This is a genomic window from Microbacterium sp. SLBN-146 (genome assembly GCF_006715145.1).
GTDB lineage: Bacteria > Actinomycetota > Actinomycetes > Actinomycetales > Microbacteriaceae > Microbacterium.
In genome coordinates this window covers 3,368,150-3,382,567 of record NZ_VFMR01000001.1, presented here as the reverse complement: position 1 = coordinate 3,382,567, position 14,418 = coordinate 3,368,150, and the positions used below count along the sequence as shown (strand labels likewise).

Here is a 14,418-nt window from a genome sequence, read left to right as displayed (position 1 = left end):
GCGGGAAGTCGAGGGCGTCAGAAGCGACCGCCTCCTCGACGCGACCGTGTGCCGCCCCCGCCGAAGCTGCCCGGACGCATGCCGCCACCGCCGCCGAAACCGCCGAAGCCGCCCGATGAACGCCCACGGCTGCCGCCGCCTCCACCGCCGAGGAGGGAGTTGATGACGATGCCGCCGAGGACTGCCCCGAGCATGTTGTTGTTGCCGCCCGAGGAGCCGCCGCCGAACATGCCGCCGCCGTCGAAGGAGCCGACATCGCGCTGCGCCGCCTGGATCGCCTGACCCGCGAGCTGATTCGCGCGCTGCGCGTGGCTCATCGCCTGCTCCGGCGCGGTCTGTTGGAGCTGCTGGGCCTGCACGAGCGACGCCCCCGCCTCGGCGAGTCTCGTGCGCGCCTCCGCGCCGATGGCACCGCGGCGAGAGCTGATGTAGTCCTCCGCCGCAGACACTTGCCCCTGGGCCTGCAGGATCAACTGGCCGACCATCTGGCGGGCGCGCTGTTCTTGCGCCGCGGCATCCCTCACGCCCTGAACGAGCGTGTCGATCTGCTGGTTCGCCGCCTCGAGACTCTCCAGGGCGAAGAGCGGGCGGCGTGCGTTGCCGGTCAGGTGCCCGCGCGCCGTGTCGATCCGCTGTCGCGTGGACGCGATCGTCGCGGCGAGCCGTCCGTCGGGGTCGGGCAGTGTCGCGGCGGTCGCGATGTCGTTCTCGAGCTCCGCCAGCAACGCGACCGCATTCTGCTCACCCGCGGCAAGATCGGCCTGGAGCTTCGTGATCGCCTGCTCGAGTTGCTCCGCCTGCCCGATGGCATCCTCGGCCGCGCGGAGACCCACGGCGGCCTCGCCGCCCTTTCCGGCGGCGATGGCGGCGCTCGCCGCCGCGATCTGCTCGTCGGCGAAGTCGATGCGCTGACGAGCCTGCTCGGGGTTGTCGGCCACCGTCGCGAGGGCCTCGGGCGCGTACACGCCCGTGAGCTCCTGCAGCTGAGCGGTCGCGGCGGTGAGCGCGTCGTGGGCGTGCGTGCGCTCGCTCTGGATCCGCACGAGCGCCTCGGGCGCGTTCTGCTCGAGCTTGCGGAGCTCGTCGAAGGCCGCGGCCTTCTCATCGAGCGCGGTATTCGCCTTCTCGCACAGACGGAGGATCTCGGCGTTCCACTCGCGCGTCTGCTCCTCCGAGTCGGGGACCTCGTCGTCGAGCTGCTGCTGGAGGGTGAATGCCTGGGTCAGGTCTGCCTTCGCGGTCGCGAGCACGTCGGCGAACTCGGCGGCGGCAGCGTCGCCGAACTGCGCTCGGGCGAAGCCGAGTTCCTGTTCGCTCGTGCGGAGGGCATCGTCGGTCGCGACGAGCGCCGATGCCGCCTGTCGGGCGAGCTCGGCCGTGCTGATCTGCTCGACCGGGGTCGGGCCGGCGCTCTTCTTCTTGCGTCTCCCGCGGACGACGAGCCAGATGACGACGCCGATCGCGACGACGACGATGACACCGATGAGGATGCCGCCGACGCCTCCGCCCGGCTGCGTCGTCACGGCATCCTGCAGTCCGTCGGCGGCGGCCACCGCGGCCCCCGCCCAGTCGTCCGCGCTCAGCGCGGGCTGGATGCGCTGCTGCTCGATGACGCCGAGCTGATCGAAGCTGACAGGTCCTTCCGAATACCCGGAGAGGTAGTACTGGCGGCTGTCGACCGCGACGGCGAGAAGGTACTGGTTCGGGCCGAGGCCGTTGAGGTCGGCCGTCGTATTGGCCCAGTCCTCTGCGCTCGACGGGTCGGTGAACTCATCGACGTAGACGACCCAGAGGTCGACGTCGGTCTCGGACGACAACCGAGTGAGGCGCTCTTCGACCGTGGCGGTCGCCCCCGAGTCGAGCACGCCGGCCTCGTCGAGGACGTAGCTGGAAGAGAGCGTCACAGGGTCGGTCGCCCACGCTGCGGCCGGCGCGCCGACGGCGGTGAGGAGGAGAGCTGTCGCCAGCGCCGCCGACCATCGCGAACGCATCGAATCCTCCTCCTCGGGCCCACGGACTGCCCTCCGCGAGTCTATTCAGGCGTGCGAGCAGGGCGGTAGGCCACCGCGCCGATCCCGAGCACGCGCACAGCGAACGCATAGCGTCGGCGGGTCGCGGCATCCGCTCGCCCACGCTCGCGTAGCGTCATGCGGTCGAGAGGAATCGTGTGGACGATCGCTACGGGGCCGATGTGCTGGCGAAGGGCTGGCGGGAACGCAATCGCAAGGTCGTCCCTCGCGTGCCCGTCGAGCGCGACCTCGTCGTGGAGGTCGCCGCTGACGGATTCTGCGGTGCCGTCACGGGGCTCTCCTCCGGCAACGTCGAGCTCGAAGATCGCGCAGGACGCCGACGACTCTTCCCCCTCGGTCCCGGCTTCCTCATCGACGGTGCCGACGTCGTGCTCGTGCCGCCCGCACCCGCCGGCCCTGCCGCGCCGGCCCGGACCGCTTCGGGATCGTTCGCGGCGCCGGAGTCGCGGGCCCGGGTCGCGCGAGCCAGCCGGATCCTCGTCGAGGGTCGCCACGACGCCGAACTCGTCGAGAAGGTGTGGGGCGACGACCTCCGCGCCGAGGGCGTCGTCGTCGAGTACCTGCAGGGGGTCGACCTGCTGGCCGAGATGCTCGACGAGGATCCTCCCTCGGCCGAACGCCGCTACGGCGTGCTCGTCGACCACCTCGTCGCGGGATCGAAGGAGACGCGCATCGCGCAGGCCGTCGAGCGAGGGCCGCACGGAGCTCACGTGCGCATCGTCGGACACCCCTACGTCGACGTCTGGCAGTGCGTCCTGCCGGCATCCGTCGGGATCGCCCGCTGGCCGGAGGTTCCGCGCGGCATCGAGTACAAGGTCGGTGTGTGCCGCGCGCTCGGCTGGCCCGCCCGAGACCAGGCCGATCTCGCGCGCGCGTGGCAGCGCATCCTCGCGTCCGTGAAGACGTACCGCGACCTCGATCCCGCACTCCTCGGACGCGTCGAGGAGCTCATCGACTTCACGACCGTCGGGCCGTGAGTCCCGTCGCGGATAATCTGGCTTGATGTCCGATGCCACTCCCGAGCCGCGCTTCCGCGAGCGCCCCGTGTCGTTCGTCCGGCGGAGTGGTCGGATGTCCGACGCGCAGGATCGCGCGTGGGACGAACTCGCCCCGCACTTTCTCCTGCCGGTGCAGCGGGATGCCGCCGCGACGAGCATCCTCCCCGGATCGACGATCGACCTCGTCGATGTCTGGGGGAGGACCGCCCCGCTGATCGTCGAGATCGGTTCAGGGCAGGGACACGCGATCGTGCACGCCGCGATGTCGCATCCCGAGACCGATTTCCTGGCGATCGAAGTGTTCCGCGCGGGCCTCGCGCGGACGATGCTCGACGCCGAGCGCGAGGGTGTGCGGAACCTGCGCCTCGCCGAGGCGAACGCGCCCGAAGTGCTCCAGCATCTCCTTCCGCCCGCGTCGGCGACGGAGCTCTGGGTGTTCTTCCCCGACCCCTGGCACAAGAAGAAGCACACGAAGCGCCGGCTCGTGACGCCGGAGTTCGCGGCCGTCGCCGCTCATGCGCTCGCCGAAGGCGGCATCCTGCGCCTCGCGACCGACTGGGAGGACTACGCCCGCCAGATGCGCACGGTCCTCGATGCGTCCCCGCTGTTCGAGCGCGGGTTCGAGGGTGACTGGGCGGAGCGCTTCGACGGGCGCGTGCTGACGGCGTTCGAGCGCAAGGGCGCGCGCGCAGGCCGGGACATCCGCGACCTGACCTACCGCGTCGCACCCCGCTGATCCTCGGGCGGCCTTCGGGGCGCGTGTTGCCGGGGTGTGGGGCGCGTGTTGCCGGGTATTGGGGCGCGTGTTGTCGTTCGGGGCACGGGTCGCCGGGTGTGGGGCGCGTGTTGCCGGGTGTGGGGCGCGTGTTGTCGTTCGGGGCGCGGATTGTGCGCCCCGGCGGGTCGGAGTGTGCCCCGGGCGGGCGGAGTGCGCCCCAGTCCGGGTTGCGGCTGGCCGGATCGGGATGCGTCGGACGCCTGGCGCGAGGGGCCGGATTGTGGGGCGCGTGCTGGCGGGCGCGTGTCGTCGCACCGGGGCGCGTGTCGCAGGGTGTGGGGCGCGTGTTGTCGCTCGGGGCGCGGATTGCGCGCCCCGACGGGTCGGAGTGCGCCCCGGCCGGACGCTGAGGCCGCCCGGAACGGGCGAGCGGACCCTCTGCGAGACTGGGTGCGTGCCCGCGCATCCCGCAGCTGCCCCCGCCGTCGTCCGTCCCACCGTGTCGTGGGCGCTCGTTCCGGCTCTTCTCGTGTGCCTCGCGGCTCCCGCCTTCTTCGTGCTGCTGCTGCCGTCGCTCGGATGGACGCTGCTCGCAGCAGGTCTCGTGTCGGCGTGGCTCGTCGAACGCGCGAAGACGCCGCTTGTCGTGGCATCCGGTCGTCCGCCGGGACTCCTGCGCGACCTGTCGCTCATCGCGATCGGCCTGCTCATCGTGAGCGCCATCCCGCTCAAGGCCGAACTCGACAACCTTGCGATCCTGCGGTTCACGATCGCCCTGGGCGGCGCGGTCGCCGTGCCGTACGTCCTTTCGCGCTGGGTGTACCGCGATCACGCGATCCGCTTCCCGTGGCGCGGAGGCGGTCGGTGGACGACGTTGCAGTGGACGTGGCTCGTCGCCGTGCTCGTGCTCGGCTGGCTGATCCTGCCGTTCTACTTCATCACATCGGGCGTCTACGAGAACTGGCCCGTCGTGAACACTCCCGACCTCATCGCGCGACTCTTCGTGGGCGTCGGCGCGGTCGGCATCTGGGACGAGCTGTTCTTCATCTGCACGTGCTTCGCGCTCCTTCGTCGGCACTTCCCCGATTGGCAGGCGAACGTCCTGCAGGCGATCGTGTTCGTCTCGTTCCTGTGGGAGCTCGGGTATCAGGCCTGGGGCCCGCTCCTCACGATCCCGTTCGCGCTCCTCCAGGCCTTCATCTTCATGAAGACGCGGTCTTTGACCTACGTCGTGACGGTGCACCTGCTGTTCGACGCCGTCGTCTTCCTCGTGCTGGTGCACGCCCACAATCCGGGCGTCCTCGACCACCTGTTCCTCGTCTAGGAGCCCGGCCTGCCCGGGAGGTGCACAGGGGAGCGGGGTAGGCTGGCACGCGGATCCCGACCGGATCCCCGGACGACGGATCAGTACCCGGTGAGCGACAAGACTGGCCATGGAGGCGAGTCCCATGTCGTGGGTCATCCTTGTTCTGTCCGGTGTCCTCGAGGCCGTGTGGGCGACAGCTCTCGGCAAGTCCGAGGGGTTCACGAAGCTCTGGCCGACGGTCGTTTTCGGCGTCGCGCTCCTCGCCAGCATGGGCGGTCTCGCCTATGCGATGCGGGAGATCTCGACGGGAACGGCCTACGCCGTCTGGGTCGGCATCGGCGCGTCGCTCACGGTGCTCTACGCCATGATCACGGGCGACGAGTCCTTCTCGTTCGTCAAGATGCTGCTCATTCTGGGACTCGTCGGCTGCGTCGTGGGACTCAAGCTCGTCGGTCACGAGTGACGCCGAGGGATGCCGCATCCCTCACCTTCAACCTGAAGTGAAAGTGACTTCTGCGTGAACTCTTGACGTCTGATTCGAGCGGAGTACATTCATCTCCACGAAGAGAAAACGGAAACGCAAGGAACCGCAAGGAACCGGATACAGAGACCGCAGTTCGTACTGATGATCGCCTCGAGGCCTCGGCTCCGGGGCGATCATCGTTTGTGCTGCCAGAGTGGTCCCGTGAGAGCTCTCGTCCTCGTCTCCGGCGGCGCTGCCGTCACTCCGTTCACCACTCCCGACGCTGCGGCCGGCACGGGGCTGGCCGCCGGCAACACGCTGACGGCGATCCGTTCGCACATGCTGAGCGCCGGGCACACCGTCTTCACGGCACCGGCCCGCATCGGCCCCGGGACCGTCGTGGAAGACGCCGGGTGGCAAGGGTTCGCCGACGTGCCGATCGAGTTGCCCGCCGAGGAAACGATCAACTCCGCGGGCACGATCCACGACGCCGGGGCGGCGCTCGGCCGCTTTCTCGCCCGCCTGACGACGGAGTACGGGATCGAGGAGTTCGATGTCGTCGCGCACTCGATGGGCGGGCTCTTCACCCGGGCCGCGTTGTCGCGCACGGGCTCGGCGGTCGGATTCGCTCCCGTGCGCCGACTCGTCACGCTGGGGACGCCGTGGTCCGGGTCGCTCCTCGGCGACATCCGCGCGGGCGACATCGAGCTGACGGATGCTCACGGGGATGCCGCGACGATGGCGATCCTCGAACAGTCCCTGACCTACGCCGACACCGTCTCGCAGGGGGCTGCCGATCAGGTGAGCCATTCGTTCCTCGCGGGTCCCGACGGCTGGAACGAGTCGCAGCGCGGCGCGCTCGACGACGTCGCCGTCACGCTCGTCGGCGGCGACTACTTCGCGGCGCACACCGAGCCGGGTCGGCTCTGGCCGCACGACGGACTTGTGGGGCTCCGGAGCGCCCTTGCGCAGGAGGTCTCCGCCGCCGTACTGCCCAGCCCGACGCGGCACCGGCTCGACGACGTGCACAGCATCTTCTTCGCGGGCCGGTTCGACCTGCCGTGGGAGAAGGCCCTCACGTGGGACCCGCGCACGTTCGCGATCATCGACGCCGCGCTCGCGGTGTAGCCGCGGTCGGGCGTCGCCGAGGCCGGGTGGCCGGGCGGGGGTCGAGGCAGGCCCAGTGGCCGCGAGACTGCACCTCGCAGCCGAGACTGCGGGCGCAGTGTGCAGCTTCGGCCGGGAGGTGCAGTCTCGCGGAAGTCGGGCCTCTCGGGACGCCGCGACTGGCGTAGGGACGTGATCCGGTGGCGGCGGTCCCGCCCGCCGTGAGACTGCACCTTCCGGCCGAAAGTGCGGCGGCAGAGTGCGGTTTCGGCCGGAAGTTGCAGTCTCGCGGAAGTCGGGCCTGCGCGGATGCCGCGATCGGCGCGGGCGCGGGGGCGGGCGCGGGCGCGGGGCCCGCGGGGATGCCGCGATCGGCCGCCGACGGCGCGGGGTCGCGGACGGCGCGGGCGCGGTGTGGGCCGTCGAGACCGGGCACCTCGCCGACACCGGGTGGTACGTCACCCTGTCTCGGCGGTATGCCCGGTTTCGGCATCAGGAACGGATGCCGACGCCGGACGGCGACGCGGGGCGGGGGACGAGAAAGGGACCGCGGTGACCCGCGATCCCTTGTCCCGACTGGTGCCCCCGATAGGAATCGAACCTACGACCTTTGGTACCGGAAACCAACGCTCTATCCCCTGAGCTACGGAGGCGTACCGATCGAGGGTAGCATCCGATCGCCCGTCACCCCGCGAGGTCGAGGCCGTCCGCAGCGACCGTGCCTGCTCCACTCAGCCGCTCGATCGCGTCGACGAGGCGCTCGGCGAGGTACGCGTGTCCCTCGGTCGACGGATGGTTGCGGCCGAGGTCCGAGGTGTCGATGACGGTGCGGTAGTTCTCGGTCGTGATCCAGTCGTCGGCGAGAGGGGAGATGTACCACCAGCCGCGTGCGGCGGCGAGCTCGGCGAGGTCCTGATCGATGCGTGCGGTCGCCTTCTCGACGGGGAGGACCTGCGGGGCGGGCCCCATGATCACGATGCGGGCATCGGGGTACTTCTCGGCGAGCGCGTTCCACGCGGCGTTCACGGTCTCGCGGTAGCCCTCGGCGGGAAGACGCCGATCGTTGATCGAGCCCTCCACGATGATGAGATCGGGATCGATGCCGGGATCGAGGGCCGCGATGCGCTCGGGATACGCGGGTCCTGTGAGGCCCGGCTTGAGGTAGCCGCTGCCGCTCACGCCGTCGACGATCGTCTGCCATCCGAGGGTCTCGCCCGTGAGGTAGGCGAACCCGCGCGTCGGGGTGATCGCGGCGGCGCCGTAGACCCAGGAATCTCCGAAGATGAGGACGGTCGCGTCGTCGGGGAGCGCGAGCGGTGCGGGGGCGGGAGCCGCGTCCACGGGGGCCGCGACGGGGGCCGGTCCGGAGGCCCACGGACGCGCGGCGCCGAGCACGCAGACGAGCGCGACGGCGAGCGCGATGATCCCCAGGGGGAGCCATGAACGCCGCCATCGCGAGCGTCCGGTCGGGTTCATGCATCCGAGGGTAAGCGATGCGCGGAGGTGCGCGTGCACAGCGCTTCGGCGGGCGGCGCGGAGCACCCTTCGCGGCATGCGAGGATACTTCGGTGCAACGCGTCGTCACCGCCGAAATGGACCTCGATCTGGGGGCCTCCGTCGACCTCATCCTCCAGATCACCGCCGGCCAGCAGATGCCCGTCGCCACCGAGAGTCTGACCTTCACGCAGGGTGATCGCGTCTACACGCCGACCGAGATCATCGACCAGTCGGGAAGCCGCCTGCACCGCCTCACGGGTGAGCCCGGACGGCTCGAGATCCGCTACGAAGCGACGATCGAGGGGCACAGCGCGTCGTCGCGGACGAGCGACCTCGAGGCGATCACGTACCTCCGCCCGAGTCGCTACTGCCAGTCCGACGAAGTCTTCCCGCAGGCGCGTCGGCAGTTCAAGGGTCTGGCCGGCCACGATCTCATCGCCGCCGTGTCGGATTTCGTCGCGACGAGCACGACGTACACGCCCGGCCTCAGCCACGGCACCGACAGCGCCGTCACGACGCTCATGACCGGTCAGGGCGTCTGCCGCGACTACGCGCACCTCGTCATCGCGCTCCTCCGCGCGATGGACATGCCCGCCCGCTACGCCGCGTGCTACGCGCCGGGGCTCGACCCGATGGACTTCCACGCCGTGGCGGAGGCCTACCTCGACGGCTCCTGGTACGTCATCGACGGCACCCGCCTCGCGAACCGGCGCTCGCTCGTGCGCATCGCGACGGGGAGGGATGCCGCGGACTGCGCCTTCCTCAGCTACCACGGCGGATACGTCGGGCTCGCCCACTTGCGGGTCGACGCGTGGGTCATGCCGGAGGAGGCATCCGACGTCACGAACTCCGGGATCGCGGCATCCGATGACGACGTCTTCGCCCCCACGGCCGACGACTTCACGGAGCTCGTCCAGATCGCCTGAGCGCGGCGCGCCTAGAATTGTCGGGCTATGGATCCCGAAGCCCTCTCCGCCGCCCTGCTCGCCGTCATCGTCCCCCTCGCGGAGGCGCGACGTCCGGGCTCCAGCGAGGGCCTCGCCGCGTCCGACTTCCCCCTCGACCGTCCCAAGAACCGCGATCACGGCGACTGGGCCTCGAACGCGGCACTCAAGCTCTCGAAGGCGGTCGGAGCGAACCCCCGCGAGTTCGCGTCCGAGATCGCGGCAGGCCTCGAGGCCGTCGACGGCGTCGCGAGCGTCGAGGTCGCAGGACCCGGATTCATCAACATCCGTTTGGATGCCGCGGCTGCCGGAGCCCTCGCGAAGACGATCGTCGACGCCGGTGCGGCCTTCGGCACGAATGACTCTCAGCGCGGCAACACGATCAACCTCGAGTTCGTCAGCGCGAACCCCACGGGCCCCCTCCACATCGGACACACGCGGTGGGCGGCACTCGGCGACGCGATCGCGCGCCTGCTGCTCGCGAGCGGCGCGACGCTCGTCCGCGAGTTCTACATCAACGACGCAGGCGCGCAGATGGAGCGCTTCGGCCGCTCCGTGCTCGCCGCCGTGCTCGGCGAGGAAACGCCCGAAGACGGGTACGCCGGTGAGTACATCCAGAGCCTTGCCGCCCGCGTGCGCGCAGCGGAGTTCGACGGGACGCCCGGGGGAGTGCTGTCGGCACCGCGCGATGCGCAGCTCGCATTCGTCACCGAAGCCGCCTACGCGATGCAGCTCGGTGAGATCCAGGCCTCACTCGCGCAGTTCAACGTGCACTTCGACGTGTGGTTCTCGGAGCGGACGCTGCACGCGCACCACGACGGTGCGCCGAGCCTCGTCGACGAAGCCGTCGACCGCCTGCGCGAGCAGGGGCACGTCTTCGACGAAGACGACGCCGTGTGGGTGCGCACGACCGACTTCGGCGACGACAAGGACCGCGTCATCCGGCGTTCGAACGGCGAGTACACGTACTTCGCCGCCGACGCCGCCTACTACCTCAACAAGGGGGATCGCGGTTTCGCCCACAAGATCTACCTCCTCGGGGCCGATCACCACGGCTACGTCCACCGGCTGAAGGCGCTTGCGGGCGCGGCGGGCGACGACCCGGAGAAGGACATCGAGGTGCTCATCGGGCAGCTCGTCTCGATCAACGGCGCGCGCCTGTCCAAGCGCGCGGGCAACATCATCGAGCTCGACGATCTCCGCGAGTGGCTCGGCACCGACGCGCTGCGCTATTCGCTCGCGCGGTATCCGGCCGACTCGCCCCTGACGCTCGACCCCGAGATCCTTCAGAAGCGCACGAACGACAACCCCGTCTTCTACGTGCAGTACGCCCACGCGCGCACCCACAACGTGGCGCGGAACGCCGCGGCATCCGGTGTCACGCGTGACGAGTTCGCCCCCGAGCTCCTGACGCACGAGACGGAGTCCGCGCTCCTCGGAGCGCTGCAGGAGTTCCCGCGGATCGTCGCGTTCGCGGCGGAGGTGCGGGAACCTCACCGCGTGTCGCGCTACCTCGAGGAGCTCGCGGGCCTCTACCACCGCTGGTACGACAACTGTCGTGTCATCCCGCTCGGTGACGAGCCCGTCGAGGCCGTGCACCGCACGCGTCTGTGGCTCAACGATGCGACGGGACAGGTGCTGCGCAACGGCCTGGACCTCGTCGGCGTGAGCGCTCCGGAACGGATGTAGCGACGTGAGCGCGGGCGACACGCAGCCGACCCTCCCGCTGGAGTGGACCACGGCCGAAGAGCCGCGCCGCCGTCGCGCGTGGCCCTGGCTCGTCGCCTTCGCCGTCGTCGCCCTCCTCGCCGCGGGGGCATGGTTCGCGGGCGAGGCGATCGCGCGCGACCTCGTCGTCAAGACGATCCGCTCGCAGATCATCACGAACCTCGCGCTGCCCGCCGACCAGCAGATCGATGTCGACGTGCCAGGCGTCATCATTCCGCAGCTCATCGGCGGGTCTCTCGACCAGGTGAGAGTCGAGTCGCAGGATGTCGCGCTCGGACCGTTCGAGGGTGACATCTCGGTCGAGGCCTTCGATGTGCCGATCCGCGGAGGAGGGGAGTTGCAGGATGCCACGGCGGTCGTGCGCGTCGACGAAGCACAGCTGCGGAGCCTCATGGCCGGTGTCGACGGCTTCCCCGCGGATGCCCTCGGGATCGATGCTCCCTTCGTGACCGCGTCGACGGAGTTCGACGTCTTCGGCGCGGCCGTGCCGGTCGGGGTGTCGCTCAGCCCCGGCGCGACGGACGGCTCCCTCGTGCTGACGCCCGCCTCGCTGCAGGTCGCGGGCGCGGATGTCACAGCCGACGAGCTGCGGCGGCAGTTCGGCATCCTCTCCAACGCCGTCCTGCGCGATTGGCCCGTGTGCATCGCCCAGTACCTGCCGGCAGGCCTCGTGCTTCGTGACATCACGGTGGAGGGCGACCTCCTCGTCGCGGGGTTCGACATCGACGGGTCGATCATCGACGATCCTGCGATGCTCGAGAACGGCACGTGCTGAAAAGTCCCGCGTCAGGGGTGCTCTAGACTGCTAGCACTGCCCGGCGCGTGCGTCCACCGCCCGCAGCAGCCGACAACCGGGCGATCCCCGGAGGCCCAGACTTCCACCCCGATTGGTTCCACTGTGTCCGCCGCTTCGTCCGCATCGACGCCAGTTCCCGCGTGGCTCGTCCGCCCCGCCGACGCCAACGAGCTCGTCGCCGAGGTCTGGCCGGGTTCGGCGAGGCGTGACGACGACGGTGCAGTGACGGTCGGCGGCGTCTCCGCGGTCGCGCTCGCGGAACAGTACGGCACTCCTCTCTACGTCCTCGACGAAGACGACGTGCGGCTCCGCGCGCGCCGCACGCTCGCGGCGTTCCAGTCCGCGGCATCCCGCCACGGCGTCTCGGCGCGCGTGTACTACGCGGGCAAGGCCTTCCTCTCGACGGAGGTCGTCCGCTGGGTCGCCGACGAGGGGCTCGCGGTCGACGTCTGCACAGGTGGGGAGCTCGCCATCGCGATGGCGGCCGGCGCAGACCCCGCACGCCTGGGCTTCCACGGCAACAACAAGTCGGTCGCCGAGCTCGAGCGCGCCGTCGAGGTCGGCATCGGCTCGATCGTGATCGACAGCCTCGTCGAGGTCGAGCGCCTCGCCGCGATCGTCGCGGGACGCGATACCGTGCAGCCCGTTCTTATCCGCGTCAACAGCGGCGTCCATGCCGAGACGCACGACTTCCTCGCGACGGCCCACGAGGACCAGAAGTTCGGCTTCACCCTCGCCGATGCGCCGGCCGTCGCTGCACGGATCCGTGAGATCGAGGGGCTCAGGCTCGTCGGACTCCACTGCCACATCGGCTCCCAGATCTTCGGGACGGCGGGATTCGCCGAGTCCGCATCGCGGCTCGTCGCTCTCCACGCCGACCTCCTCGCGGGGGGCGACCTTCCCGTCCTCAACCTCGGCGGCGGCTTCGGGATCGCCTACACGTCCGCCGACGTCACGACTCCCATCGAAGACCTCGCGACGGGGATCGTCGAGGCCGTCGCGCGCGAGTGCGGCGCGCGCGACATCCCGATCCCGAACCTCGCCTTCGAGCCGGGCAGGTCCATCGTCGGACCCGCGGGCGTGACGCTCTACACGGTCGGCACCACGAAGCCCGTCGCGCTCGCCGCGAGCGCGACGCGGCTCTACGTCAGCGTCGACGGCGGCATGAGCGACAACGCACGTCCCTCCCTCTACGGTGCGCAGTACTCGGCCCGTATCGCGTCGCGGGAGAGCATCGCGGAGCCCGCCCTCGTTCGGGTCGTCGGGAAGCACTGCGAGTCGGGCGACATCGTCGTCGACGCCGAGTACCTCCCGGCAGATGTCGAGCCGGGGGATCTCCTCGCGGTGCCGGCGACGGGCGCGTACTGCTTCTCGCTGTCCAACAACTACAACTACGTCCCCCGGCCGCCCGTCATCGCGGTGCGTGCGGGAGAGGCGCGGGTCATCGTGCGCGGAGAGACGATCGACGATCTGCTCGCCCGCGATTGCGGTGTCACCGCCCTCACGAATGAAGGGATCGCATGACCGACTATCGCCGTCTGCGCGTCGCACTGCTGGGCGCGGGAGCCGTCGGCTCGCAGGTCGCCGCCCTCCTCCTCAAACACGGCGACGAGCTCGCCGACCGTGCGGGGGCGACGCTCGAGCTCGCCGGGATCGCCGTCCGGAACATCGACGCCCCGCGCGACGCAGACCTCCCGCGGGAGCTCTTCACGACCGACGCCGACACGCTCATCGTGGGGGCCGACATCGTCATCGAACTCATGGGCGGGATCGAACCGGCGCGCGCGAACATCCTGCAGGCGATCAACTCCGGCGCCGACATCGTGACCGCCAACAAGGCGCTCCTCGCGACCCACGGCCCCGAGCTCTTCGACGCGGCCGATCAGGTCGGCGCCTCCGTCTACTACGAGGCCGCAGCCGCGGGGGCGATCCCCATCATCCGTCCTCTGCGCGACTCGCTCGCGGGTGACCGCGTCCAGCGCATCATGGGCATCGTCAACGGCACGACGAACTACATCCTCGACCGGATGGACACCGAGGGCGCCGAGTTCCTCGACGTCCTCGCCGATGCTCAGGCCCTCGGTTTCGCCGAAGCAGACCCGACGGCCGACGTCGAAGGCTACGACGCGGCTCAGAAGGCCGCGATCCTCGCGAGCCTCGCCTTCCACACGACGGTGCCGCTCGACGCGGTGTACCGCGAGGGCATCACGAAGATCGACAAAGCGATGATGGATGCCGCGCGCCACGCCGGCTACGTCATCAAGCTGCTCGCCGTCTGCGAGCGTCTCATCGCCGCCGACGGGGGTGCCGAGGCGATCTCGGTGCGCGTGTATCCGGCACTCGTGCCGCGCGACCACCCGCTCGCGAGCGTCCACGGTGCGAACAACGCCGTGTTCGTTCAGGCCGAGGCCGCGGGCGACCTCATGTTCTACGGCGCGGGGGCCGGCGGCGTGCAGACCGCTTCGGCCGTGCTCGGCGATGTCGTCTCGGCGGCACGCCGCCACATCGCCGGGGGAGTGGGCGTTGGAGAGTCGACGCGCGCGAATCTGCCCGTCATGCCGATCGGGCACGTCGTGACGCGCTACCAGATCACTCTCGAGGTCGCCGATCAGCCGGGAGTCCTGGCGACGGTCGCCGGCATCCTCAGCGACGGACGCGTCTCGATCGCGACGCTCGAACAGACGGTGAGCGGCGAAGAAGCCGCTGTCGCTCGTCTCGTCATCGGAACGCACAAAGCCAAGGAGCAGGACCTGAGCGAAACCGTCGACCGCCTCGCCGATTCGGGCGTGGTCGAGCGGGTCGTTTCGGTGCTGCGAGTGGAAGGAGACTGA

The 14,418-nt window shown here is 70.2% G+C and carries 12 protein-coding genes, 1 tRNA gene and 1 riboswitch; of the genes, 10 read left to right on the top strand and 3 right to left on the bottom strand.

Annotated elements, in window-relative coordinates; all coding sequences use genetic code 11:
• Positions 1-17: 17 nt before the first annotated feature.
• Positions 18-1,991: a TPM domain-containing protein gene (locus tag FBY39_RS16810; protein WP_141933369.1), complete on the bottom strand. Its 1,974-nt coding sequence runs from the start codon at positions 1,989-1,991 to the stop codon at positions 18-20.
• Positions 1,992-2,167: 176 nt separating this feature from the next.
• Between FBY39_RS16810 and FBY39_RS15300 the strand changes: the two genes are divergently transcribed.
• From FBY39_RS15300 to FBY39_RS15275, 5 genes are all read left to right on the top strand, one after another.
• Entirely contained in the window at positions 2,168-3,007 is an 840-nt protein-coding gene (locus tag FBY39_RS15300) for a DUF3097 family protein (RefSeq protein WP_141933367.1), read from the top strand.
• Positions 3,008-3,032: 25 nt separating this feature from the next.
• Positions 3,033-3,764, top strand: coding sequence for a tRNA (guanosine(46)-N7)-methyltransferase TrmB (trmB, locus tag FBY39_RS15295; RefSeq protein ID WP_141933365.1), 732 nt, complete (start codon positions 3,033-3,035; stop codon positions 3,762-3,764).
• A gap of 436 nt (positions 3,765-4,200) precedes the next feature.
• Entirely contained in the window at positions 4,201-5,070 is an 870-nt protein-coding gene (locus FBY39_RS15285; RefSeq protein WP_186336964.1) for a CPBP family intramembrane glutamic endopeptidase, read from the top strand.
• Positions 5,071-5,117: 47 nt separating this feature from the next.
• Positions 5,118-5,182: riboswitch (guanidine-III (ykkC-III) riboswitch) on the top strand.
• A 12-nt stretch (positions 5,183-5,194) separates the two neighbouring features.
• Positions 5,195-5,515 carry a multidrug efflux SMR transporter gene (locus FBY39_RS15280; protein ID WP_141933362.1) on the top strand — a complete coding sequence of 107 codons (321 nt, stop codon included), beginning with the start codon at positions 5,195-5,197 and terminating at the stop codon, positions 5,513-5,515.
• A 222-nt stretch (positions 5,516-5,737) separates the two neighbouring features.
• Entirely contained in the window at positions 5,738-6,643 is a 906-nt protein-coding gene (locus FBY39_RS15275) for a triacylglycerol lipase (protein ID WP_260838024.1), read from the top strand.
• Positions 6,644-7,199: 556 nt separating this feature from the next.
• Here FBY39_RS15275 and FBY39_RS15270 read toward each other — a convergent pair.
• Positions 7,200-7,275, bottom strand: a tRNA-Arg gene (locus tag FBY39_RS15270).
• A 31-nt stretch (positions 7,276-7,306) separates the two neighbouring features.
• Positions 7,307-8,098, bottom strand: coding sequence for an SGNH/GDSL hydrolase family protein (locus FBY39_RS15265; protein WP_141933358.1), 792 nt, complete (start codon positions 8,096-8,098; stop codon positions 7,307-7,309).
• A 92-nt stretch (positions 8,099-8,190) separates the two neighbouring features.
• Between FBY39_RS15265 and FBY39_RS15260 the strand changes: the two genes are divergently transcribed.
• The 5 genes from FBY39_RS15260 to FBY39_RS15240 all read left to right on the top strand — a co-directional run bounded on the left by FBY39_RS15260 (position 8,191) and on the right by FBY39_RS15240 (position 14,418).
• A complete protein-coding gene (locus FBY39_RS15260) occupies positions 8,191-9,045 on the top strand; it encodes a transglutaminase family protein (RefSeq protein WP_141933356.1) in 855 nt (284 codons plus the stop codon).
• A gap of 27 nt (positions 9,046-9,072) precedes the next feature.
• A complete protein-coding gene (locus FBY39_RS15255) occupies positions 9,073-10,752 on the top strand; it encodes an arginine--tRNA ligase (RefSeq protein ID WP_141933354.1) in 1,680 nt (559 codons plus the stop codon).
• Positions 10,753-10,756: 4 nt separating this feature from the next.
• The gene (locus tag FBY39_RS15250; RefSeq protein WP_141933352.1) at positions 10,757-11,566 is read left to right on the top strand and encodes an LmeA family phospholipid-binding protein; all 810 of its coding nucleotides are present in this window, start codon (positions 10,757-10,759) and stop codon (positions 11,564-11,566) included.
• A 123-nt stretch (positions 11,567-11,689) separates the two neighbouring features.
• Positions 11,690-13,111 (top strand): diaminopimelate decarboxylase, encoded by a 1,422-nt coding sequence (gene lysA, locus FBY39_RS15245; protein ID WP_141933350.1) that lies wholly within the window; start codon positions 11,690-11,692, stop codon positions 13,109-13,111.
• Positions 13,108-14,418, top strand: a complete 1,311-nt coding sequence (locus FBY39_RS15240) for a homoserine dehydrogenase (RefSeq protein ID WP_141933348.1) — start codon at positions 13,108-13,110, stop codon at positions 14,416-14,418. Before lysA ends, FBY39_RS15240 begins: the two co-directional genes overlap by 4 nt.